Annotated in this window: 22 protein-coding genes and 1 pseudogene; 12 read left to right on the forward strand and 11 right to left on the reverse strand. The window is 41.9% G+C overall.

Annotated elements, in window-relative coordinates:
• Positions 1-151 precede the first annotated feature (151 nt).
• Positions 152-361: a transcription antiterminator/RNA stability regulator CspE gene (gene cspE / locus KP803_RS14420; RefSeq protein WP_248009545.1), complete on the forward strand. Its 210-nt coding sequence runs from the start codon at positions 152-154 to the stop codon at positions 359-361.
• A 365-nt stretch (positions 362-726) separates the two neighbouring features.
• On the opposite strand, the gene ahpF is transcribed toward cspE, so the two are convergent.
• From ahpF to KP803_RS14435, 3 genes are all read right to left on the reverse strand, one after another.
• Positions 727-2,319 (reverse strand): alkyl hydroperoxide reductase subunit F, encoded by a 1,593-nt coding sequence (ahpF, locus tag KP803_RS14425; RefSeq protein ID WP_248009546.1) that lies wholly within the window; start codon positions 2,317-2,319, stop codon positions 727-729.
• A 292-nt stretch (positions 2,320-2,611) separates the two neighbouring features.
• A complete protein-coding gene (ahpC, locus tag KP803_RS14430; RefSeq protein ID WP_248009547.1) occupies positions 2,612-3,169 on the reverse strand; it encodes an alkyl hydroperoxide reductase subunit C in 558 nt (185 codons plus the stop codon).
• Between the two features lie 450 nt (positions 3,170-3,619).
• A complete protein-coding gene (locus KP803_RS14435; protein WP_248009548.1) occupies positions 3,620-4,933 on the reverse strand; it encodes a 6-phospho-beta-glucosidase in 1,314 nt (437 codons plus the stop codon).
• Positions 4,934-5,047: 114 nt separating this feature from the next.
• Here KP803_RS14435 and KP803_RS14440 point away from each other — a divergent pair, with 114 nt between their 5' ends.
• A complete protein-coding gene (locus KP803_RS14440; protein ID WP_248009549.1) occupies positions 5,048-5,977 on the forward strand; it encodes a LysR substrate-binding domain-containing protein in 930 nt (309 codons plus the stop codon).
• Positions 5,978-6,091: 114 nt separating this feature from the next.
• Here the strand turns inward: KP803_RS14440 and KP803_RS14445 are convergent, their stop codons facing one another.
• From KP803_RS14445 to KP803_RS14460, 4 genes are read right to left on the reverse strand one after another with little or no spacing between them, the layout of a single operon-like run.
• On the reverse strand, positions 6,092-7,003 hold the full coding sequence (locus tag KP803_RS14445) for an SLAC1 family transporter (protein ID WP_248009550.1): 912 nt from the start codon (positions 7,001-7,003) through the stop codon (positions 6,092-6,094).
• Positions 7,004-7,012: 9 nt separating this feature from the next.
• On the reverse strand, positions 7,013-8,473 hold the full coding sequence (gene nagE, locus KP803_RS14450) for an N-acetylglucosamine-specific PTS transporter subunit IIBC (RefSeq protein ID WP_248009596.1): 1,461 nt from the start codon (positions 8,471-8,473) through the stop codon (positions 7,013-7,015).
• On the reverse strand, positions 8,469-9,254 hold the full coding sequence (locus KP803_RS14455; RefSeq protein WP_248009551.1) for a ChbG/HpnK family deacetylase: 786 nt from the start codon (positions 9,252-9,254) through the stop codon (positions 8,469-8,471). Before KP803_RS14455 ends, nagE begins: the two co-directional genes overlap by 5 nt.
• The gene (locus KP803_RS14460; RefSeq protein ID WP_248009552.1) at positions 9,239-10,597 is read right to left on the reverse strand and encodes a 6-phospho-beta-glucosidase; all 1,359 of its coding nucleotides are present in this window, start codon (positions 10,595-10,597) and stop codon (positions 9,239-9,241) included. Before KP803_RS14460 ends, KP803_RS14455 begins: the two co-directional genes overlap by 16 nt.
• A 126-nt stretch (positions 10,598-10,723) precedes the next feature.
• Here KP803_RS14460 and KP803_RS14465 point away from each other — a divergent pair, with 126 nt between their 5' ends.
• The 5 genes from KP803_RS14465 (at position 10,724) to KP803_RS14485 (ending at position 14,802) form a co-directional block, all read left to right on the forward strand.
• Positions 10,724-11,608, forward strand: coding sequence for a LysR substrate-binding domain-containing protein (locus KP803_RS14465; protein WP_248009553.1), 885 nt, complete (start codon positions 10,724-10,726; stop codon positions 11,606-11,608).
• Between the two features lie 302 nt (positions 11,609-11,910).
• Entirely contained in the window at positions 11,911-13,116 is a 1,206-nt protein-coding gene (locus KP803_RS14470; RefSeq protein ID WP_248009554.1) for an N-acetyltransferase DgcN family protein, read from the forward strand.
• Positions 13,113-14,249, forward strand: coding sequence for an alanine/ornithine racemase family PLP-dependent enzyme (locus KP803_RS14475; protein WP_248009555.1), 1,137 nt, complete (start codon positions 13,113-13,115; stop codon positions 14,247-14,249). The genes KP803_RS14470 and KP803_RS14475 overlap by 4 nt, the downstream gene beginning before the upstream one ends.
• Positions 14,206-14,571, forward strand: a complete 366-nt coding sequence (gene gspS2 / locus KP803_RS14480) for a type II secretion system pilot lipoprotein GspS-beta (RefSeq protein WP_248009556.1) — start codon at positions 14,206-14,208, stop codon at positions 14,569-14,571. The genes KP803_RS14475 and gspS2 overlap by 44 nt, the downstream gene beginning before the upstream one ends.
• Positions 14,572-14,802, forward strand: a complete 231-nt coding sequence (locus KP803_RS14485; protein ID WP_248009557.1) for a hypothetical protein — start codon at positions 14,572-14,574, stop codon at positions 14,800-14,802.
• A 171-nt stretch (positions 14,803-14,973) separates the two neighbouring features.
• On the opposite strand, the gene KP803_RS14490 is transcribed toward KP803_RS14485, so the two are convergent.
• Positions 14,974-15,534 carry a tyrosine-type recombinase/integrase gene (locus KP803_RS14490; RefSeq protein WP_248009558.1) on the reverse strand — a complete coding sequence of 187 codons (561 nt, stop codon included), beginning with the start codon at positions 15,532-15,534 and terminating at the stop codon, positions 14,974-14,976.
• 325 nt (positions 15,535-15,859) lie between these two features.
• Between KP803_RS14490 and KP803_RS14495 the strand changes: the two genes are divergently transcribed.
• Positions 15,860-17,404: a ParB-like protein gene (locus KP803_RS14495; protein WP_248009559.1), complete on the forward strand. Its 1,545-nt coding sequence runs from the start codon at positions 15,860-15,862 to the stop codon at positions 17,402-17,404.
• Between the two features lie 225 nt (positions 17,405-17,629).
• Here KP803_RS14495 and KP803_RS14500 read toward each other — a convergent pair whose 3' ends face one another.
• Positions 17,630-18,670: a helix-turn-helix domain-containing protein gene (locus KP803_RS14500; RefSeq protein ID WP_248009560.1), complete on the reverse strand. Its 1,041-nt coding sequence runs from the start codon at positions 18,668-18,670 to the stop codon at positions 17,630-17,632.
• Positions 18,671-18,858: 188 nt separating this feature from the next.
• On the opposite strand from KP803_RS14500, the gene KP803_RS14505 reads away from it, so the two are divergent.
• Positions 18,859-19,194 (forward strand): DUF805 domain-containing protein, encoded by a 336-nt coding sequence (locus KP803_RS14505; protein WP_282437288.1) that lies wholly within the window; start codon positions 18,859-18,861, stop codon positions 19,192-19,194.
• Positions 19,191-19,673 carry a hypothetical protein gene (locus tag KP803_RS14510; RefSeq protein ID WP_248009561.1) on the forward strand — a complete coding sequence of 161 codons (483 nt, stop codon included), beginning with the start codon at positions 19,191-19,193 and terminating at the stop codon, positions 19,671-19,673. The genes KP803_RS14505 and KP803_RS14510 overlap by 4 nt, the downstream gene beginning before the upstream one ends.
• Positions 19,674-19,926: 253 nt before the next feature.
• On the opposite strand, the gene KP803_RS14515 is transcribed toward KP803_RS14510, so the two are convergent.
• Together KP803_RS14515 and KP803_RS14520 are read right to left on the reverse strand one after the other, a co-directional pair.
• Positions 19,927-20,562: a LysE family translocator gene (locus tag KP803_RS14515; RefSeq protein ID WP_248009562.1), complete on the reverse strand. Its 636-nt coding sequence runs from the start codon at positions 20,560-20,562 to the stop codon at positions 19,927-19,929.
• A 74-nt stretch (positions 20,563-20,636) separates the two neighbouring features.
• Positions 20,637-21,353 carry a type 1 glutamine amidotransferase gene (locus KP803_RS14520; RefSeq protein WP_248009563.1) on the reverse strand — a complete coding sequence of 239 codons (717 nt, stop codon included), beginning with the start codon at positions 21,351-21,353 and terminating at the stop codon, positions 20,637-20,639.
• A 99-nt stretch (positions 21,354-21,452) separates the two neighbouring features.
• Here KP803_RS14520 and KP803_RS14525 point away from each other — a divergent pair, with 99 nt between their 5' ends.
• Together KP803_RS14525 and ltrA are read left to right on the forward strand one after the other, a co-directional pair.
• Positions 21,453-22,223 (forward strand): helix-turn-helix transcriptional regulator, encoded by a 771-nt coding sequence (locus KP803_RS14525; RefSeq protein ID WP_248009564.1) that lies wholly within the window; start codon positions 21,453-21,455, stop codon positions 22,221-22,223.
• Between the two features lie 685 nt (positions 22,224-22,908).
• Positions 22,909-24,381, forward strand: a pseudogene (gene ltrA, locus KP803_RS14530) (group II intron reverse transcriptase/maturase).
• The last annotated feature ends 2 nt before the right edge of the window (positions 24,382-24,383 follow it).

A 24,383-nucleotide genomic window follows, 5' to 3' on the forward strand; every position in this document is an offset into this window, starting at 1 on the left:
AAAAATAAAGTTTTAAAGTAAAACCCTCAGAATTCCTTTGTTGTTTTCCTCAGTGTTTCCCTTAGCTTCATCGATACATTAAATAATTCAAGCTGCAAGCGCATCGCATTTTTCGCGATTAAATTTTTATTAATTATATAAGGGACACAACATGTCTAAAACAACTGGTTCAGTAAAATGGTTTAACGAAACTAAAGGCTTCGGTTTTCTTACTCAAGACAACGGCGGCGATGACGTATTCGTACACTTCCGTGCTATCGCTTCTGAAGGTTTCAAGACTCTAGCTGAAGGCCAAAAAGTGTCTTTTGAAGTAGAGCAAGGCCAAAAAGGTCTTCAAGCTGCAAACGTTGTAGCTATCTAAGTTTAAAGTCGGCGTAGATGAACTCGTTTATCTACGCCAACCTTCTCAAGTCTATTTTTTTATAAACCCCATATAAAGCATCCAACACTTCCTAATAGCTCTTCCGTATTTATCGTTACGTTACCCATTCAATTCGTTCCATACTAAAAAAAATCACTAATTATCCGTTTCAAGAAGTATTTAAACTTCTGTATTCGATAAAAACACCGATATTTCTTGAGTAATGTGCACATCCCCTATTAGTCATACCTTGAAGTACGCCTCCGCTTTCTTTCCAAACGAAAAAAGCCACTCCCAATTTCTCAGAAGTGGCGTCGAAGTACGACAAAGTATTTAACTAAACGTAATGGACATAAGTAAAAACTTTACGCGGTTTCTGCAACCTTAACAGGTGCAGGGTTGCGGATGAGGTAATCAAAGGCACCCAAACTCGCTTTCGCCCCTTCGCCCATCGCAATGATGATTTGCTTGTAAGGAACGGTGGTAACATCACCCGCCGCAAACACGCCGTTCATTGAGGTTGCACCATTAGCGTTGATTTCAATCTCACCACGTGGTGACAGCTCAACTTTGGTGCCTTTTAACCATTCGCTGTTCGGCATTAAACCGATTTGTACGAAGATGCCCGCAAGTTCGATTTGTTTTAGCTCATCCGTGTTGCGATCTTTGTATTCCAAACCGATTACTCGGTTACCATCACCCAGCACTTGAGTTGTCTGAGCCATCTTGATGATTTCGATGTTTGGCGTTGCGTTCGCTTTGTCGATAAGCACTTGGTCAGCGCGCAATGTGTCGGCAAATTCAAGAACGGTGACGTGTTCTACAATACCCGCTAGGTCAATCGCCGCTTCAATACCCGAGTTACCACCACCGATAACTGCTGTTTTCTTGCCTTTGAACAGTGGGCCGTCACAGTGTGGGCAGTACGCAACACCTTTGTTACGGTACTCTTGCTCACCTGGTACGTTCATTTCACGCCAGCGAGCACCAGTACTGGTAATCACAGTGCGAGCACGCAATACCGCGCCGCTTTCTAATTCAACATGAATGTAGCCATCTTTCGTGTCTTCCGCAGCAATGATGTTTGCAGCGCGCTGCTCGGTCATCACCTCTACACCATATTCTTTTACGTGCTCTTCAAGGCTCGCCACCAATTTAGGGCCTGTGGTCGCTTTCACTGAGATAAAGTTCTCAATCGCCATGGTATCCATCACCTGACCACCGAATCGGTCAGCAACTACGCCTGTACGAATGCCTTTACGTGCTGCATAAATCGCCGCTGAAGAACCGGCTGGGCCGCCACCAACCACTAGAACATCGAAAGGTGCTTGTTGGTTTAGGTTCGCCGCTTTCTTTTCTGCTGCACCTGAATCGACTTTGTTCAAGATTTCAGCCAATGACATACGGCCTTGACCAAATAGCTCACCATTAATGTAGACACTTGGTACTGCCATGATATCGCGAGACTTCACTTCATCTTGGAAGGCTGCGCCGTCGATCATCGTTGTTTTGATCAGCGGGTTAATCGCCGACATCATGTTGAATGCCTGAACCACTTCTGGACAGTTCTGACAAGATAGAGAAATGAAGATTTCAACGTTTAATTCGCTATCTAATTCTTTGATTTGTTCAATCACATCCGATTCAAGCTTGATTGGGTGACCACCACTATGAAGCAGAGCAAGAACAAGAGAGGTAAACTCGTGACCCATTGGTAAACCAGCAAAGCCAATCGCCGTGCCTTTTTCTTGATTGACCACCTGCATAATCGGGCTGCGAGTACTCGCGTTGTCATCGCGAACAACGGACACTTTATCGTTTAACGAGGCAATATCATTCGCGAGATCTTGAAGTTTGTTCGCCGTTTCGCTGCTATCAAGGCTCAGCACTAGCTGAACGTCTGTTTTAAGGTTGTCTAAATATGCTTTTAGCTGCTGCTTCATCGCTTGATCTAACATAATACTTTACTCTCACTTCTTATTCGGGAACCGCTCAATTGCGTTGTTGAGGTAATTTTGCCCCAGCCCTCTACCTAGGTAAATTCGGACGTTTCTATCACTTTGGTAGATAAAACCTATCAACTAAAACTCGTCATTATACGTCGAGATGTAAAAGGCAATTCACATCAAAAAAAGCCACATCACATTGTGATACGGCTTTATCAATGAGGGTGGCACGCTCCTGCTTTTTAGGAGAGAACGGAAGCGTGCCTGTAGAAACGTTTGGCGTTTTCTAATCAGTTATTATTGATTAGATTTTACCTACTAGGTCTAGAGATGGTGCTAGTGTCTCTTCGCCTTCTTTCCATTTAGCTGGGCAAACTTCACCAGGGTTAGCCGCTACGTATTGAGCTGCTTTCACTTTACGTAGTAGGTCTTCAGCGTCACGGCCGATGCCTTCTGCAGTGATTTCCATAGCTTGGATAACACCTTCTGGGTCGATTAGGAAAGTGGCACGGTCTGCAAGACCTTGACCTTCACGCATTACGTTGAAGTTGTTAGTGATAGTGCCTGTTTGGTCGCCTACCATGAAGTACTCGATAGTACCGATTTTGTCTGAAGTATCGTGCCACGCTTTGTGAGAGAAGTGAGTGTCAGTCGATACTGAGTAAACTTCTACGCCGCGAGACTGTAGGTCTGCGTATTTTTCTTGTAGGTCAACTAACTCAGTTGGACATACGAAAGTGAAATCTGCTGGGTAGAAGAAGAAGACAGCCCACTTGCCTTTAACGTCTTGCTCTGTGATTTCTACAAACTCGCCGTTTTTGAATGCCGTTGCGTTGAATGGTTTGATTTCTGTGTTGATCATGATTTTACTCTCTTTCTAATTAATCGTTGTTGACGCTCCGTTGCGTCGATGGAGCTATATTGCATCCACAGCGTAAATTTTAGAAATCGAACATTTCTATCGATTTGATAGGCAAAATCTATTTTTAAAAGAAACCATTCATAGGTAGCGGCAATTAACGGTTAATTAGTAGTCGGACAGCATCTCAGAGGAAGTTTAGATGTGATCACATTGAATAAGAGAGCAATTGGATAAAAGAGCTATCCAAATCAAAAAAAGCATCGTAAACGGGTAAATATAAGGAGCCCGTAAATAGTAAGATAACAAAGTAGACCCTGCCCAATCCAATTTATGATCTATTTCCAAGGTCTTCGGGTTCAATATAAAAAACAGTAGAGATTATTCTATCTCTACTGTTTCATGGTTCATATGCCGCAATAAGTAAATCAAAGCACAATAGCGGCGGGAATTTTAGCGAAATTGTGGCATGTAATCTAAGTTAGCTTCAATTGTTTCATTCAGGGCAGTTTCTAAAACGGTACCTGTAGTGACAAGTGGGTTCAAAATTAGCGCTCGGTGGGCTGTATTTCGATCTCCAGTAATCGCGGCTTCAACCGTCAATGATTCAAATTCTTTCAATACCTGAATCAGACGCAACGTATCTTTCGGGAATGGTGCAACGTTGAGAGGAAGTGGCCCTGATTTAGTGATCATGCTACTCACCTCTACGGTACAGTCATTTGGGAGACCTTCAATTGCGCCATTGTTTCTAGTATTCACATGCATGATGGTGCGTTTGTCATTGAAGATAGAGCTCATTAGTTCACAAGCGGCTTCTGAATAATATTGACCGCCACGTTTTTCCAATTCCTTCGGCTTTTCGTTTAATTCTGGATTTCGATAGATATCAAATAATCGATTTTCCATCGCTTTAACGACTTCACCGCGTGTCCCTTCCCCACTCGCTTCTTCCAACTCTTGACCCATAATGTCTTCGCTGGTGTAGTAGTAACGTAAATACGCACAAGGAATCATGCCCATATTTCGCAAGAGTTCCTCTGGCCATTTAAATTTTGGGATATTCTGCGGCACAAGTGGATCATTGCCTGAGAGTATCTCTTCAACCACTTCTTGCAGTTTGTCACGCCCCTCATGCAGCACTTGACGAGCCCAGATGAAATGGTTTAACCCTGCAACTTGCAAGATGAAGTCTTCTTCATTGGCATCAAGCATTTTTGCTATGCCTTTTTGCATAATGACGGGAACATTACACAAACCGACAGCTTTCACTTTTGAATGCTTCAAAATAGCTTCTGTCACCATACCTGATGGATTGGTAAAGTTAAGTAACCAAGCTTCAGGACACAGCTCTTCCATCTCTTTTGCTATTTCCAAGGCAATAGGTATCGTGCGACATGCGTTGGCAAACCCACCTAATCCATTGGTTTCTTGACCAATCATTCCATATTTAAGAGAAATACGTTCATCACGAATTCGACCTTCCAAACAGCCAGCTCGGAATTGCGAACAAACAAAGTCAGCCCCTTCAAGTGCTAGTCTTCGATCTAAGGTCACATGAACATCAATATGCGACATATTATTCTTGGCCAACATTCGGCGAGTTAAGTCGCCAATTATGCTCACTTTTTCTGCGCCATCTTCAATATCAACCAACCACAACTCGCCAATCGGAAGTTCATTGTTGCGCTTAATTAGACCTTCAATCAGCTCTGGTGTGTAACTTGAGCCTGCGCCAATAATGGTAATTTTTAAATTTTTGTTCATCGTGAAGCCTCACATGGATAAGATGAATTAATTTAAAAGCAGAATAGACTGGTTTACAAACCAGAATTTAATTGCTATGAATTAGCTTAACTAATCCATATAAAAGTATTTACCATGAATCAAAAACAGCTCATGCTATCTAACATGTACACCTTTGCTATCGCAGGAAAAACCTTAAGTTTTACCAAGGCAGGCGAAGAGCTGTTTATCACACAAGGGGCCGTGAGCCAGCGTATTAAGTCTTTGGAAAAGCAACTTGGTTTTAACTTATTTGTAAGGTTGACTCGTAGACTTGAACTGACTAGAGAAGGAGAACGCTTACTCCATGCATTGAATCAATCTTTCGATGTCATATTCTCAGAACTAGACGATATTAAATTTAATGAATTACGAGGGGAACTGTACATTGGCGCAGCGCCAACTTTCGCACAAAGGTGGATTCTAGAAAGGCTTCCAGATTTTCAACAACGCTATCCCAACCTTAATATCAAATTAAGGGTCAAGGCGAGTCGATTAGACTTTCAACATGAACCTGTCGATATTGCCATTTATTACAGTAATAATGAGCACCCGGGGTTCTACCACCAACGTTTATTTGATGAAGTATTGGTACCCATATGTAGCCCTGATTATTTCGATGAGTATTTTACTACTGATGAGTCTGCAGCAACGCAACTATCCAACTCAACATTCATCCATTGTACCGAGTCATTAGAGGGTCATGAACCAAGTACAGAATGGTCCGTATGGTTAGCAGAACAAGGGGATGAAGACATTCAATCTCTAGATGTAATGAAAAAAACGTTCCTCATTAATCACTCTGATATGGCTATGAATGCCGCTAGAAATGGTATTGGTATAGGTATTGCGAGAAAATCATTAGTGCAAGAATATTTGAAAAACGGCGATTTAATGGTGCCATTTTCCGAAGTACCTTCAGGCCTAGGGTACGATTTAATATGTATGCCAGGACAAAAAAATAGGCCTAAAATATCGGCGTTTATTAACTGGATTTCATCACAGGTAAGATTGTCAAATACTTAGGGAACTCGCTAATCACCATTTCTTAACGTGTTTTGTTCGGCTAACGTTTAGTAGGGCAGCTTACACGGACTAATCATATAATACTTCTTTCTTATACTTTTTCACATTACACCTTTAGTGGTTAAGAATACTCTGAAAATGTGTCACTGTTTTAATGGCTACCGTCAATACAACTGCGCTAGTCAGCATTAATAACACATGACCTATCCACAAAAGATCAAGACTATAGGTTGCAGTAGTGAATGCGGCCAGCGGAAAGGTAAAGGCCCACGTCGCAACTCCAAAACTCACCTTCATAAATTCATTTCTATACATTGCTAGAGCGAAAAATACGAAGAATGCCCAAGCGTACATAAATATGACACCTACTCCAATCTCACTAGTTATCTTGAGATAACCCAATAAAAACATTGATGGAGTAGCAAGGCCAATAAAGAACGTTGGGTACAAAGGAGTTGGGGGAGTTTTCCTTTGTCGCGTTTTCAATAATATTGTGATGTAAATTACAATACCAATTGCAGCCCCAGTAAAATACATCAGGAGACTTAGATGAAGGTATTCCGCTGGGGAAAGTATGGAGCAAACGACGCAGGCCAATGGTGGAATCAAAAAAGTGGGATTGAGCTCTTTCATGACTTTGTCAATATCAGAAATCCAGCACAATGCGATGACGACCAAAAGTGGTATCTGAATCGCCACGCCCACTTTCCATATAGTGACAGAGTAGGATTCATACCCAGACATGAGCCCTGAGAGTAGAAACATTGTAATCGTGAGGCACGCAAGAAAGTTCCTTTTAGTCGCAACTCGAACCTCGTCAATTATGTCACTCGGTTTAATCACGATTCTTACCAACACGCTGATGAGCATGCCGATTAGTATCAGAGCAGCTATAGAGGCAATAGGCACAATCAACGGCTCTATAATACTAATCTGAGACGCTTGTATTGCAGTTGCGAGACCAGCAACACCCATAGAAGAAGACAGCAGTGCAATTGGTAATCTAATAAGTGTGTTGCTGGACATAGTCAACTCTTATACCGTTTTCATCAATAAGCTGATAGATTCAGCTTCAGTGCCAATAATGATCTGCATATTGCTCTCACCAACATGGACGATGCCAAGTGACCCTAATGCTCTGATTTTCTTATCGCAAACAATTGATTTATCTTTCACTGTTAATCGCAGTCGAGTGATACAGGCGTTAATTTCAGTCAGGTTCTCTTTTCCACCTAACGCATCTACGTATGATCGAGCTAAGTCGAGAGCTTCTGTTGGCACAGGTGCAGCATCCACATCTACCGTATCATTAGCATCTTCACGACCTAGAGTTTTAAGGTTGAACTTAAGAATCGCCCAACGGAAAGTGAAGAAGTAAAGTAGCGCAAATACCGCCCCCTGAGGGATCAACATGTACCATTGAGTCGCTAATGGATTGTGAGATTGCAACACTAAATCAACCAATCCTGCCGAGAAACCAAAGCCTGAAATCCACTGCATGGAAGAGGCGATATATAGCGATAACCCCATAAATACTGAGTGAAGAATAAATAACGCAGGAGCCGCAAACATGAACGCAAACTCAAGAGGCTCACTCACACCAGTAAAGAACGAAGCAAACGACGCTGCAATCACCAAAGAAGCAACACGTGGCTTGTTTTCTTTCTTAGCGGTTACGTACATTGCTAACCCTGCAGCAGGTAAACCAAACATAAGAACAGGGAAGAAACCCGCCATGTAACGACCTGTTACGCCAATCTCAGCTCGGCCTTCTGCCAGTGATTGTGCACCACCCAGAAAGTTAGGCATATCATTAATTCCGGCCACGTCGTACCAGAAAACAGGGTTAATTGCATGGTGTAATCCCGTTGGTATTAACAGTCGGTTGAAGAAACCAAATAAACCCGAACCAATTGCACCTTGGTTGTACATCCAAGTACCGAAATTGGTCATGCCGGAAAATAGGCCGTCCCAAATCTCCATGAACACTCCCGCAATCACAATGCCAGCCACTGAAGCTAGGATTGGTACCAGACGCTTACCGCTAAAGAACGATAGGGCTTTAGGAAGCTGTGTTTCTGAATATCGGTTATAAATCACAGAGGCAACAATACCGACAACGATCGCAACAAACTGGTTATCCGCTTTGTTGAAGGCAGGGGGTACCTCGCTTACATCAATACCTTTGATAACGGCGATCGCGGCAGGATCAAGTAGCGCCATCACCACGAGCCAACAAACAAGACCAGACAAAGCAGCGGCACCGTCTCTGTCTTTAGACATGCCAAAGGCTATTCCCACGGCAAACAGTAGCGGGATGTTTTTTAAGATGGCACCACCAGCTTTTATTAAAAAAGCGGCGATTTGACTATCATTTCCCCATCCTACAGGGTCAACCCAATAGCCAACGCCCATTAAAATAGCGGCAGCGGGTAAACACGCGACTGGTATCATTAAGGCTTGACCTACCTTTTGTAGATACCCAAATACGTTAATATTCTTCATTGTGATTCCTAGTAATATCATTAAAGCTGATAAGTCCTACACCTTGGCTGTCGAGCCACTCTCGTAGGGTTGGTGATAACAGAACATTCAATTCAAGCTCACGCTGAGCTGTGTACGAGGACACGGCATCAAGCTCTGAATCGTAATACGCAGGATGCGCCATGATTTCTGCCGTTCCGTTGGGAGCTATCTCTTTAAGTTCCAAAATTGTCTGTTTAAACCCTGCTTCAGTTGCGCGACCTGCGTAAAAATGACTGCTAAATTGGTCGGTAGTGGGCACATTCAATGTGGTTAAATCTTGATCGTAATAGTCAGGTCGCCTTGTTGGTAAACCAACTTCATTGGCAAACTGAACAAAACCGTTTATTAGGTTCGGTAAAAAAGCGGCAAAATGATGAGAGTCAACATGGGCAAGCTTAACTCCTTTGCTTATCGCTGCCTTGTATTGGTTCATTGCCTCCAAGTAAACCTGAGACGATGGAATGGATTCGCACTCGAGCACCAAATGACTACGGCCCAAGAACCTCCCATTTTCATCAACGAGATCAGGGATATCCTTTGGATCCGACACCGCTTTGCCTGACGTAATATTCACGTGCAGACCGATGTTTTCTAATTCGTGCTGGTGCATCAACTCAATGGCATCATCGGTACCCTCTTGATTCACCATCAACGTTGTGCTGGTGACTAGCCCGCTTTGCATTGCCTCTACTATGGCGGAGTTGATTCCTGCCGTAAGACCAAAATCGTCGGCATTTATAATGAGCTGCATGAGAAATCCCCTTTTAATAGGTCGATATCTTGACGCTGAAACGTCGGCAACATATCTAGGTTTTGCAGTAAGATATCTTTAAGCGCAAGTTCTAGCTTTTCGCCTGTTCCAACCAGTGGATTCATCACGAGCGCACGAAGTGCCGTTCCGACTTCACCATTAATTGCTGCTTTAATTGTTAAGCTTTCAAATGATTTCATTGTTTGGATCAAGCGAAGTGCATCTTCTGGGAAGGATTCAACACTTAATGGGTAAGCACCTGATGATTTTATGATGGCACTGACTTCTACGGCACAGTCATCAGGCAGCCCTTGAATAGCCCCCTTGTTAAGGGTATTAACGTGCATGATTTCACCGGTATTGTTATGGATAGCATTCATCATGCGACAAGCCGACTCTGAGTAATATTGACCGCCTCGCAACTCAAGTTCTTTTGGCTTTTCAGCAAGATTTGGGTCGCGATAAACCTCGAACAGTTTCGTCTCAATGTCTTTAACAACATCAGCTCGATTGACACCATCGCATTCTGTAGGCGCTGACTTAGCCAATACATCGTCACTTGCGTAGAAGTAACGAAGATACGAGCATGGAAGCATTCCCATATCTTTAATCAGAGCGCTAGACCACTCAAATGGAGCGATGTTTTGCGGTCTCATTTTGTCGTTACCTGCCAACACTTCATCAATAATGAACTGCATCTTGTCTTCATTTTTGTACAGGATTTGACGAGCCCAAACTAGGTGATTGAGGCCTGCTATTTGAATGAAAAAGTCTTTTGGATCGGCTTCTAGCAACTCCATAGCGCCACGTTCCATGTTAACGGGAACATTGCATAGACCAATAGTTTTGGTTGAGCTGTTTTTAAGAATGGCTTCGGTAACCATGCCCGATGGATTGGTAAAATTGAGGAGCCAGGCATCAGGGCAAAGGGTTTCCATCTCGTGGGCAATATCAAGTGCAACAGGGATGGTACGACATGCGTTTGCCAAGCCAACAATGCCGTTCGTTTCTTGGGCAAGCATTCCGTATTTCGCGGCAATACCTTCATCACGGATACGGCTCTCTAGGCAACCTGCACGAAATTGAGAACAAACGTAATCCGCATGTTTCAGCGCCACAGTTCGGTCTTCGGTCATGATCACTTTCATGTCGCTGCCAGATTTCTCGACCATACGCTTAGTCAGTTTAAAAATAATCTCGGCTTTCCAACGACTCTCTTCGATATCAACCAACCAAAGCTCACCAATTGGTAAAGATTCCGTTCTACGCAATAGCCCTTCGACTAGCTCGGGCGTGTAGCTTGAACCTGCTCCAATGACAACCACTTTTAATGCGTTCTGCACTGTATCCACCTTAGAAATTAATACACTTAACTTGATTGACATTAGAATTACAGGGTCTAATGGGGTTTACAAATGGTGTATATTGGTGGAATCATTAATATAAGTAATCCATAGAGCTGATATGTCATGATAAGAACACCCATTAATCATAGTAATGTTTACTTATTTTTAAGTGCTGCGAGAACGCTGAGTTTTACGAAAACGGGTGAGATATTCGGGATAACGCAAGGCGCAGTAAGCCATAGAATCAAAAGTCTGGAAGAGGAGGTCGGCTGTAAGTTGTTTGTAAGAAGACCAAGAAACATAGCGCTGACTCCTGAAGGAAGCCTGCTTTTCTCGTCCGTCTCTCAGTCATTTGAGCTCGTTGATAATGTGATCTCAGACTTAAAAAATCCAAACCCCACAGGTGAATTGCGTATTGGGGCCTCCCCATCTTTTGCATCTCAAGTCCTTATCCCCAATTTGCCAAAGTTTTTAAGTAAATACCCAGACTTAGATGTTCGTATTATTACGTCGAGGGAATCAAAAAGATTTGACGACGAATCGATGGACCTTGCGATTGTTTATGATGAAGCAATTGCCAATCTACATAGTGAAGCAATTGTGCGTGAAAGTATCATTCCAGTATGCAGCCATGAATATGCACACAAGAACAATTTGTTGAATGGTCGTTCGACGATTGAGGGGTTAACACTGATAGACAATGTAACTTCTACCAACTGGAAGCAATGGAGCTCGCAAGAGTGTTACGAGATCAAAGATAATCGTACGATAAAGGTTGATGATTTTCACTCATCCACCTCCGCTGCAATAAGCGGTGTTGGTATTGCGATCGCCCGTTGGATCTTAGTTAAAGACCTATTGAAATCAGGCGCACTTGTTTCACCATTTAATGCGATCCTAACGGACAAGCACTACTGGTTGGTGACCGTCAAAGGAATGGAGCACCGGCCTAAATATCGCTTATTCTCCAATTGGATATGTGAAGAAATCTTTGGTAAAAAACCATAAGGGTATGCTAAAAGATCTATCGACCAGCTAATATCAGAAAAAGTATATTGAAGCCTTAAAGCTGAGAGGTTTATACGGTAATGTTGAACAAGGAGTCTTAGATCTCTAATCAGTCACGTTAGTATGAGTGAAGCCTTAAAGTGATAGGCACAGAAAAGCGTATTAAAAATAACCAACAAAAGTCTAGTAACTGTGTTACCTTGGTTTTATCCCCTCCGCTTAGTGGGGACTTCTTTTCTTTTCCGAACTCGCATCTCGGCATTCCTTAGTTGCCCTCCTAAGCCTCACAGCAGGCTTTAGTTATGTCCATTTCGGTCAATAAATTAAGAAGCATCTTCAAACTCACTAGAATTGAAAATGTAGAAACTAATAACGACGTACCCCATTTCGCACCTTGGTTACCACTTGCCCAGAAAGTACAACCTGTCATCCCTTCAGCGATTATATATTGCGAAGGTAATTTTGGTAAAATTGATGGTAAAACCGCTAATGGGTTAGTGAGGCATTCGTTAAGCTATCGTATTCTATCGGTTATTGATAGTGAGTCTGCTGGCTTAGATGCTGGTGAACTTCTTGATAACAAAGCCAATGGAATACCGATCCTTGCCAATGCTGAAGAAGCTATCATTCACGCGGAAAGCATTCCCGATTACTTCATTTTTGGCATTGCGCCATCAAGTGGTTTTTTATCTGACTTAGATAAAAGCATCATTTTAAATGCCATGTCATTAGGAATGAACATCGTAAATGGCTTACATGAATTCCTAACTGATGATCCTCTATTTTTAGAAGCTAGCTTAAAGAATAACGTTCGAATATTCGATACTCGCAAACCCAAAAGTAAAGGCGATCTGAAAACGTTTAGCGGGAAAATACACAACGTTAAATGTCCAAGAATTGCTGTGTTGGGGACGGATTGCGCGCTTGGCAAACGAACAACAGCAACAATATTGGCGAATGAACTGACTAGAAAAGGCCTTAACGTCATTCTAATTGCCACTGGTCAAACAGGTATTATGCAAGGCGCACAATACTGCGTTGCACTCGATGCTGTCCCTTCACAATTTTGTGCCGGTGAGTTGGAATCTGTCATTGTACAGGCCTATGAAAAAGAAAATCCAGATCTGATAATTATTGAAGGGCAAGGAGCCTTGAGTCACCCTGCGTTTTCAACCAGCGCTTTTATCTTACGTGGCAGCTGTCCAACGGGTGTGATATTGCAACATGCCCCTAAACGTTTACATCGTAGTGACTTCCCTGATTGCGCAATGCCTTCGATTGCCTCAGAAATCAACCTTATCGAAACATTTTCTAATACCGATATTATTGGGGTAACACTGAATCATGAAGGAATGTCTTTGGATGAAACACGTTGTGCGATAGACGCTTACACTACCGAATTTGGTGTACCTGTTACTGATGCCTTGTCACAACCAGTCGAACATCTACTGCACATCGTAACGTCAGCCTTCCCTGTGATAGCAAGTAAACTGGCCGCAAAAGGGTGAACTACCCTAGATTAGACATTGATTGTGGGAAGATTCACCATAACGCTCAGTTCCTGATTACTCAGCTCTCACTAAAGAATATATCCGTCACGCCTGTAACAAAAGCCTTCCTCGGCCACCCTATCATCGCACAAGTTCTTATTGATGCTGGCGCAAAAATGTTAGCCGATTCAAGAATCGAAAATCTTCAAAAGATGACTGAATCTGGCATTGCTATCCCTAAAATGCTGATACGTACACCCATGCTCAGTCAAGTGGCGAGCGTAATAAAATACAGTGATATGAGTTTAAACTCTGAAGTTGAAGTGATTCAGGGGCTTTCACATGCAGCGGAACAACAAAATTGCTGTCACGATATTATTATTATGGTTGAGCTTGGCGATCTAAGAGAAGGTGTGATGCCTAATCATGTGATTGATTTTATCCGTGAGATTGTTTCTTTACCGAACATCACGATAAAAGGAATTGGTACGAATTTAGCCTGTCGGTATGGTGTCGCTCCAGATGAGCAAAATATGAATGTTCTTTCTGATCTTGCCGATGGAATTGAAGCTACATTTGGGATCAGTCTAGAAATTATTTCAGGGGGTAATTCTGCTTCAGTTAACTGGGCTCTTCAGAGAACAGGCTTAACTCGAGTAAATAACCTTCGTATAGGAGAAGCCAATTTTTTGGGCTGTGAGCCTTTAGAGCATGAAAATATCAAAGGCTTACATACGGATGCGGTTTCTTTGACCGCTGAAGTGATTGAATCCAAGATTAAACCGACTTTGCCTTGGGGAAGTCGGGGGTTAAATGCTTTTGGTGAAAAAGAAAGCCTTCAAGATAGAGGGAAGGTCTCACAAGCTATTGTAGCATTAGGCCGCCAAGATGTTTGTGTCAGTGGGCTTAAGGCTCCGAATGGGATTAAGATAATGTCTTCAACCAGTGATCATCTTGTCCTTGAATCCTCACAAAAACCACTATTTGTAGGGGAAAAAGTCACATTCAGTTTAGATTACAGTGCGCTCTTATCTTCTATGTCTTCACGTTATATCTATAAATATTTTAAGGCACCTAAAGGGAGAAGAAAGGAAGAAGGAGCGCATAATGCTACGAACAACTGTAATTATATTCGTCAGTGTCATGCTTAACGGTTGTCAGATAAGCCCAATAAAATCTAATGGGCTTGCCGATTATAGAGCGACAGTTATCTCAAGCCAACTGCCACAAGAGTTAGGTCCACTAACACTTGTTGATGCAAAGTCGAAATCCAATATTGTCACTCTTGTTTTTGTAAAAAAGAAAACGTTGAATATGGACAGCTTAGTAGAAAAAATCGTCGTTAGTTTTTGTGGCAACATCGAAATAAGACCACTATTAGAGAGTGGGATCTCTTATCGAATCATTACCTTAGGAAAGAATGAGAAAGTAGAAAGCCTTAACGTCATATCTCTAGCTAAGTGCTCTAATTGAATGCTTAGCAGGCGAATGGATAAAAGCCAATACGAGTTGTTCAATGTACTCAATGACATTATTTTATTGAAGTTTGACCGTCTTACGCCTTGGGAAAAAAACTTTATCACAGGGTTACACCATAAGGTCTTAACTAGACAACTCATTTCAATTAAACAAAAACAGCTTGCTTTAAAAATTTCAATGAAAGCCTATAAATCAAAGAAGAAAAACGCGCGTTCCAACGTTTAATTTAAGCTTGTGTATACCTAATCTGTTCAAGGTCATCTAAACCTTGGACAGATTAGTAGTATTTACTTAAATGCATTAACGTATTGAAAACAATCAAGTGTAGCGTTGAATGGGTAACAACTTTCAAAGTAATGGCAATTGAAATACCTAAGTATTTAGGTTTCTTTTCGATTAACACTCAGTACCTTCTGAAAGCAACAATGCATCTTCTAATTCAACCCCAAGATAGCGGATTGTATTATCTACCTTGGTATGACCAAGTAGTAGCTGCACCGCTCGGATATTTTTCGTTTTTGCGTAGACTAACGTCGCTTTTGTTCGCCTCATCGAGTGTAATGTAACCTTACGTATGTTACTCCCTTCTGAGCGCTGTACTTCATTATCGTTTCGCCTTTGGCTTGGGAAAATAAAATTGCTGTCATGTAGCGAAGCCATCAAAATCCATTTCATTAGACTCTGCTGAGTTCTTGTCGTTATCTCAAATTGAACTTCAATATCTGTTTTGCGCTGAATATGCTTAACGCGGTTAAATATCCTATCTTGCGAAGATACATCGAAAATCCTGAGGGAAAGCAAATCACTCGCTCTAAGCTTGCTATCGATGGCTAAGTTGAGCAAGGTAAGTTGCATTAAATTATTTTCAATTTCTAATCTGGTTCTGATCCGCCAAATTTCCTCAAGCCGAAAAGGCTTTTTGACTCCACTTCGTTTCGTTTTGTAGAAAACCACCATAATGACCTCCTTATTGATTGGTCATCACATGGTCATCACAGTCGGACAGCATCTCAGAGGAGGTTTAGATGTGATCACATTGAATAAGAGAGCAATTGGATAAAAGAGCTATCCAAATCGAAACTGGACAAAACTATTTTACAGGTCTTACTAAATTTGCACTTAACGGATTAGCTAATGTATAGCAAAGCCGATAAACGGTAGGTCGAAATCAGTCCCCCACCACAGAACGACTGCAACATCTTCTTTATCAAAGTGAAATATTAATATAACGATTGCATATTAATTTAACGCATGAATTTTTATTTTATATATAGAAGGACTTATGAATAAAACTAGGATCTTTGTCACAATTGGCGCTCTGGCTATCTTCGCTTTACCAACTCACGCAAGCAATGTCTCTGAAGGAGATGTTATTAACGTTGGTCTCCATCAGTTAAAACCAACTCAACCATCTGTGGGTTATGATCAAATTATGTACAAGTTAGGTCGTTACCAATTTGACCAAGAAAAGATGTTTGATGAAATCTGTGAAGCCAACGGCCAAAAAGGCGTAGCGAGCATCAAAGACCAAGCACACCCTAATATTCCATCGACTTTCGTCTGTGAAATGGAAATAGGTGCACGTAAAAAAGACATGAAGACAGCAGTTATCGCACCCAACGGTGAATACTACCTGACTGACGGTCACCATACGTTCAATGTGTTCTACCGCATGCCGCAAGGTGGCGCATCGTTCAATGTAAATGTGGTGGTTGATAAAGATTACCGCAATCTCAAAAACATGGATGCATTCTGGAACCAAATGGCAAAAGACGGCAATACATGGCTATTTGACAACAACGGCGAAGTGATTAGCTATCAACAACTTCCAACCTCTCTTGGGCTAACCAACTTCGCTAACGATCAATACCGCTCACTGATGTACTTTTCTCGTGATGTGGGCTGGAACAAGCCAAATCAGCCAGTTCCGTTCTTAGAGTTCTACTGGTCTAAAGAAGTACGCAAAGCGATTGATGCAGCAGACTTTGATCTAAATTCTACTGAAGGTTACGCAAAGGCAGTCAATACGGTGAGCAACCATATCCTATCTATGGATATCAACAACGTTGGTGGCTCAAAGCTTTCGGTTAAGCAGATGGGTCAGTTTAGTGCATACAACCAAAAAGGCTTCGATAAACTGTTCAAAGAGCGCGGTAAGGTTGACTACATGCTGCGTTACAAAACAACATCTACTGCCAATGGTTTAAGCTATGACTTAGCAGCGGCGTCAGCTCCTGTACTAAAACAATTAGACCAATTCACCCTTGAAGCAAACTCAAGCTTTAATGATTACCTAGCAGCTTCTACTAATGGCATCGTCAATGCAATTGTAGAGATCCCAACAGGAACTTCCGCTAAGTGGGAACTAAGCAAAGACAATGACAAGCAAGTTATCTGGGAACACAAAAAAGGCGCACCACGCGTGGTTAACTACCTTGGCTACCCAGGTAACTACGGCTCTATCCCACGTACAGCACTACCAAAAGAGTTTGGTGGTGATGGCGACCCGTTAGATGTGATTGTTCTTGGACAGTCTGTACCACGTGGTGAGGTTGTTCCTGTTCGACTAATCGGTGTGATAAAAATGCTAGATGATGGCGAGCAAGACGACAAACTCGTTGGCGTTCTCACTAACGACTCACCATTTAAAGATGTTACTTCTCTCAACGAGCTAAACACTACCTACCCAGGTGTTCAAGACATTGTTGGTCTATGGTTTGTAAACTACAAAGGCCCAGACGGTGGCATGGAACTGAAAGGCTGGGGTGACGAAGTGGAAGCCACCAAGATCCTTAATGCAGCAAGAAAACACTACGCTATGAATTAAACTGCGGTTAGATTATTGGAATTTGATTTAAGCCCTCGTTGCGTTGCAATGAGGTTTTTTTCTTGGAGCTGTGGAAATGTAGCTACATATACTGGGAGCTACAAATACCGGGTTTATGAAGATTTTGGACATTTCCAAGTTAGCGATTCTGCTAATTTAGCAAATCATGAATTACTTCATGTATGGCTAAGTTGGCTATTAGATTTTCAATATTGATAGTGAAACTTACTTAGGGTGCTGAGCTTTACTTTTACGGTATTCACTTGGGGTCATTCCCACGACTCTTGAAAACTCACGATTAAAGTTAGACTTGGTCTGAAAACCAGAATTCATGAATATTTGTGTAATAGTATCTTGTGACGTATCCAAGGAGTGCTTGGCATGCTCTATGCGATACCCATTTATGATCTTAGAAATATTCTTTTCGTGTACCTGATTAACTGCAATTGAAATTTGTTTTGCTGGTATACCTAACTTTCGTGTCAGTTTTGAAAGGGTTAGCTCAGGGTCTAAGTAAAGTCTGTCTTGTCGGATTTTGGAGTCTAACAGAGAAGTGATCTCGTGAGCCCTCTCAATGGTCATTACCTGGGAACTGCTTGTCTCGTCATTGGAGCTGATTTGTTTAGATTCTAACTCATCTGAAACAGGTGTATTAATACCAACTACAACTACAGCTATCGATAACACGGGTAGAAGAATCAAATGTGCTGCAGTAAGGATATACAGTGAAAATCCACCTTGATTAAAAGTGAAATCTAACGACATGAGCGTGTCTACACACGCTGAAAACATCAACATCCATCCCGCAATATTCTCCGCTTTCTTTACTCCTTCCCAATTCCCTAATGAGACATTAATCAGTGCTGTTTCTTTTGACGAAAAGCGGATTAGTGCCACTCCATAGCAAGCGTAAATTAAAGTAAGTAGGACATCTAGTGGAAGTGCTAACCAAGGTTGAGATACCGCGCTAATAACGACGAATAATGGCGCAACAAAATGCTTAATAGGCAAGGTGCCCAAATCACGATTGGCATGTGCAAACGCATACCACGCAGCAACAGGAATTATGGAGGCCAGAATAGGTTGCGCGATGCTGAAAATGCTAAGTCCAAATGTCCATCGTAAACCAACAATTGAGGTGGTCACAGCACATAACCCTAAAAACATGCTAGCGACTTTACCCTGCAGGGAAAGCTGAGCATAAAGTGATATCGCAAGTAGTCCAAGTAACATGGAAACAACGAACGGAACAGGTATCGCAAGCATAGCAAGTCCTAGATTGATAAATGAGTTCTCACTTTCGGTGAATATCAAGGATAACTCGATGAAATACAATTGAAAACGCAACATAGACCAAAACAGGTTTAAGAACGACCTAAAACCTGTTTTGAGACGTATATACCACTTGTTCCGAGGCAAAATATCACCATCAGTAAAATATTGAGGTGGCATTTATGAAATACTATTTTTTAGCTTGGAAGCGAAGTTTAGACTTTTCTGGTTGTTCGTCCCGCAAAGAATGTTGGATGTTTCTTTTAGTACACACATTGGTAGCGATAGGCTGCATTACGGCAGATATTTCTATGAATATGACAACATGGTTCGACACTATTTATAGCGTTGTAAGTTTCATCCCTATGCTTTCAGTAATTGTTCGTAGACTGCACGATATCAACAAATCTGGCTATTGGGGACTAGTCTTTTTCATACCGATAGTAGGACCGTTCTGGTTGATATATTTGTTATCTCAATCGACCAATACTCACCTCGACGGGGAGGCTTTAGTATGAAAAAAGTAATCATTCTGCATATTTTTTTATCAGTTTTTGTTTCTGCATATAGCTGGGCCGCAACTATATCACCCACAGGTAGTTTTGGAACTCTGTCTGTCGACAACATGACTCAAGGACAACTCCTTTGGCTTAATGGTCGAGTTGGGGTTGCAACCTACTCATTTACTCGTCAAGGTGAGAAGGCATGCACTTTAAAGGTACCAGTTGCTGTAGGTCGTATTTCTGAGCCAGGTTTGGGTATCAGTGAAACAAAAGGCCTAGCTATCGTCATTAAGAGCCAACTCCTCAATGACGCTCTTCTTCAAGGGAAACGGATAAGTAGTGAAGAATGGAATTTCACCACGAAAGCGTATGATGAAAATATTGACGGATTGATTACCAATGGAATTAGCCTTGGGGAGGGCTTCGTTTTAAACTCCAAACGAAAGTGGATTTCTTGGTTTCTAAGAGATGATCAAAACGTTGTTTGTCATTAATCTATAGCTTAGTGAATGAATACGAGCTCATTCAGCGACTCAATGGGCTCACCTTAAGACAGGGCATTTTCGTGTTTCATACCCCGTCAGCACACATCTGGACATTTCCAAGTTAGCGATTTTTCTAAATTAGCTGCATGCAGATAACTTCAAATATCGCAAAGCTGATTTGGCTTAGTCCAAGTTAATCCTTTTTATAAACCAGAAAAGATCTCATTTTGATGTATTACCAAAATGGGAAATGAAAATCATATTAATTACTAACCATTAATTTCGCGCCTAACACTCCAATGACAGAGGCGGATAGATAGTCAAACAGTTTTTTAAACCTCAAATACGTACAGCGTGGTCCCTTGACAGACAGAATTAAAGCTACAGCAAGATACCAACCTGTGTTGCTCAAAAATGTACAGATCGGAATAGCAATATAAAAAGATGTGGGGATATTTTGAGGAAGCAATGTTGTAAAAACCCTGGCAAACACTATCATCGTTTTGGCATTGCTGAGCTGAGTTCCTAAACCCAGAAAATATGAACGAAATAAAGAGGCGTTATTACTTCCCTTAGTATCTATGGTTTGTAACTGAATACTTGCCGATTTCACTATCCCAAATGCAAGAAAAATAAGATAGCATCCTCCACAGACTTTAAACAATATAAAGCTAATCGGCATCACACTGAAGATAGTTTGTAATCCTAGTAAAGCTGCAATAGAAAGAATCAAAGCACCTGTCCCCATACCTATCGCTGTTGAAATACCATGCCATCGGGAAAGAGAAACTGCACATCTGACAACAAAGATGAAACTTGGCCCTGGACTCATGGCTCCAAGAGTAAGGGTTCCTATAATTGTCAGAACAGGCATATACACGTGAAAATCTACATCCATAATTATTCCGTACGTAGCATATAAATGCGGCTACGCAGATCCGAACATTCGTTGATGAAACAATGAAAAACCACTTAGTGCTTTGATTTATAGTAACTTTCTAACTTATCTAAAAACTCATGTAATTTCTGATTCATTTCATCGTAATCATGATTAATCAATACATCTGGATCCTCGACGAATCGGGATTTAGCGTCTTCAGGCTGTTCATCATTTTCAATGAGCATTGCTACAACAGTTTTCGTCAATTCCATGTGGCATTGAAAGCCAAAGACTAAGTCTCCATAAGCAACTATTTGCCTCGGACAACCTTCGCTATACGCAAGAATTTGAGCATCACTTGTCAGCCCTGGCATATCATTATGCCAATGACCCACATCCAAGGTTTTACCAAAGTGGCAAAATAAAGGATGCTTTAGACCTATATCAGTAAGCGTGACAGGAAACTTACCTATTTCACGCTCTGGGCTATGGTCATAGCGTGCACCTAACGCTTCACCTATCAGTTGCGAACCCAAGCAGATACCGAGCACTGCCTTACCGGCTTCAATAGCTTTTGAAATGATGACTTGCTCTGCCCTCGTATCAAAATAAGGACATTGTTCAGTTGTCGTCGAAGGGTCTTGAGGGCCTCCCATCACAATCAGAAAATCTATTTCTTCAATGTCTTGGGGGACAGGCTCTCCTAGGTATACTCGAGAGTAGGTTATGGTATGACAATGTTTCCTCGCCCAAGCTTCATAAGCTCCAGGAGGCTCAAAATGTTCATGGATAATGAAATGGATGCGCATCTTTAGACCTTTTACTTAACAATAGACTGAAGATGTTATACCAAATCTTAGTGGCGTAATTTACACTAACTGACATTCAATGTAGACAAGTCGCCAAATATGCAAGCTAATGACATAATCAAAGACTTCCCTGATAAACAGCTCATAACTAAAATGACCAACATGGCCTCTGGATATATTGATGATTTCCACTCACATCCATGGCACCAAATCGTATTTCCACGTCAGGGATTGTTACAATCAGACATTGGTGATAAAAGTGGGATCGTCCCTCATAATGGCATGCTTTTCATACCTGCAAATACAGTTCATAAATCCGTTGCTATTACAGATACCCAATTTTTAGCGATTTACCTCAACCCAAGAAAAAATGTTCAGTATGGAAGCGAGCCTAAATCCTGCCAGGTAAACTCCTTCATCAAAGAGTTGATACAGCTTCTGTTTGAAACTAATACACTCGCACAATCAGAATCCAATATCACACATTTGCTGATGGTGTTGCGAGATCAAATCGAGGTAGCAGAAAGTTATGAGATACCACTACTAATTCCTACTGATAAGCGCCTTTTCTCTATTTTTGTACAGCTTAAACAACAACCAGATTTACCGTTTACTTTAAAAGAATGGGCAAAAAAAGTCGGCGCGTCTGAGCGCACATTATCCAGACTCTGCTCGAAAGAGTTCTCTCAATCGTTTGCACTATGGCGGCAAAACATACGACTAGTTTTATCTTTGCAATTGTTAGATTCCAAAATGACCATTCAGGAGATCGCTCTTGAGTTGGGGTACGCTTCTGATTCTGCCTTTGTTCAGGCTTTCAAAAAGCTGTTCAAGCAAACACCAAGAAAATACCGCACAGCAAACTTATAACATGAGAACACACTCATTAAATACGATAAATTATATTACTTTTGGAATTATCTTTTGTAAGGGAAACACCCGAAGATTCGCATATGATGAGCTTGTACTCTAAATGATAAAGGGGCGTGCGACGTGAAGTCGTATGAAGCGCTGTTCACCGCTTAACGTGTGAACCATCTGTATCACCAGATGAACCTAGGGCTCTGAATAAAGTAGCGAGCCTGACAATGTAATGAAGAATGGTCTTGGCCATTCGGGATTTGAATCGTGAGAGGACGATCCTCCTGATAACCACAACATCGGGTGAGTGCTAGGTAGTCAGCATGATGAACATAAGTGAATCCGCGTAAGGTGCGTTATGTTATGAAACAGCGGAAGTGGTTAATACGCTGTAGCCAAAAGGCGCGAGAGTCGGAAAGAGATTGCCCCATGCTCTTTCGTGATCGTTGAGCTCTCCGCACTATAGCGGGCATCTACACTGACATTGCGCGACATACGGAACACGGTAAGCCTGTCTCCCTCTGGGAAAGCCCCTGTGGCCGATAGTGATGCAGGTATAGGAGGTTGGAAAAAGCAAAGGCTGCATTGTAATGACGCAGATACAGACTTATGTCTGATCACGAAAGTGAGCCCACTTCCAACTGGTCTCTCGTTGCGAGAGAGTTTGAAGAACTTTATTCAAGGAGAAATGCAAATGATGATTTCTAAAGAGATTAGTGCCTCTCCTGACAGCGCACAATGGCAGTCAATAGACTGGAAATCCGTTGAATCGCATGTATTAAAGCTTCAGATGCGTATCGCAAAGGCAACTCGAGAAGGTAAACACGGCAAAGCAAAAGCCTTACAGTGGCTACTGACTCACTCTCGCTCAGCAAAACTTCTTGCTATTAAGCGAGTATCTCAAAACAAAGGCAGTAAAACGCCAGGAATAGACGGTGTCATCTGGAACACGGATGCGCGCCGTATGAAAGCAGTCAATCAATTGAGTAGAAAGGCATATCAAGCCAAACCACTCAAGCGTATCTATATCCCTAAAAAGAATGGCAAACTTCGACCTCTGGGTATCCCGTGCATGATAGATAGAGCACAGCAAGCGCTTTATCTTACAGCACTAGAGCCTATATCGGAGATGCTTGCCGATCCAAATAGCTATGGATTTAGACCCAACCGCGGCACTGCCGACGCAGTCGATCAGTGCTTCAAATGTTTGGCTCTAAAGAAGTCCTATAAATGGGTTCTTGAAGGCGATATAAAAGCCTGTTTTGACACGATCGGACATCAATGGCTTATGGATAACATCTCCGTTGATAAACGAATGTTAGAACAATGACTAAAGTCTGGCTTTATGGATAAAGGGCTGTTTTATCGCACTGATGAGGGCACACCACAAGGTGGGATTATATCTCCGACCTTGATGCTAATGACTCTCGCAGGCCTTGAACAGCAGATAAAGTCCACCGCCCTCAAAAAGGGCGCTAGAGCTAACTTTATTGGTTACGCCGACGATTTCGTCGTCACTTGCGCTTCAAAGGAAGTGCTAGAGAGCGATATCAAACCGTTGATTGCTGATTTCTTAGCAGAACGAGGCTTAACATTATCTGAAGAGAAAACGCACATTACTCATATCAACGATGGCTTTGACTTCTTAGGTTTTAACCATAGGAAGTACAAAGGAAAACTACTCATTAAACCGAGTAAATCCAACACGTTGATGTTCTTAAGCAATCTGCGAGAACTCATCAAAAAGCACGTGACCCTTCCAGTGAACGATCTTATCAAGCTGATAAATCCGAAACTCAGGGGTTGGTCGAACTACTATCGACACAGCGTTGCAAAACAGGTATTCGGATATGTGGGTCACAAGCTATTCCATACGTTATGGCACTGGGCTAAAAGGCGTCATCCAACAAAGTCTAAAACTTGGATCGCCCTAAAATACTTCATCAACCGAAAAGGCCAATGGCAGTTTCACGGTTGGCAGAAGATCATGAATATGGATTGTCAGTTCAATCTGTTTCAAATAGCCAAAGTGCCGATTCAAAGACATGTAAAAATCAGGAGTTCCGCAACACCTTTTGATCCTCAGTACCAAGAATACTTGGCGAAGAGAAAACTCAAAAGGTTAGCTCGTAATTCTTGGAAGGAACCTGTTTTCACTGCTTTATAAGT

The organism is Vibrio amylolyticus (genome assembly GCF_023145695.1).
Lineage (GTDB): Bacteria > Pseudomonadota > Gammaproteobacteria > Enterobacterales > Vibrionaceae > Vibrio > Vibrio amylolyticus.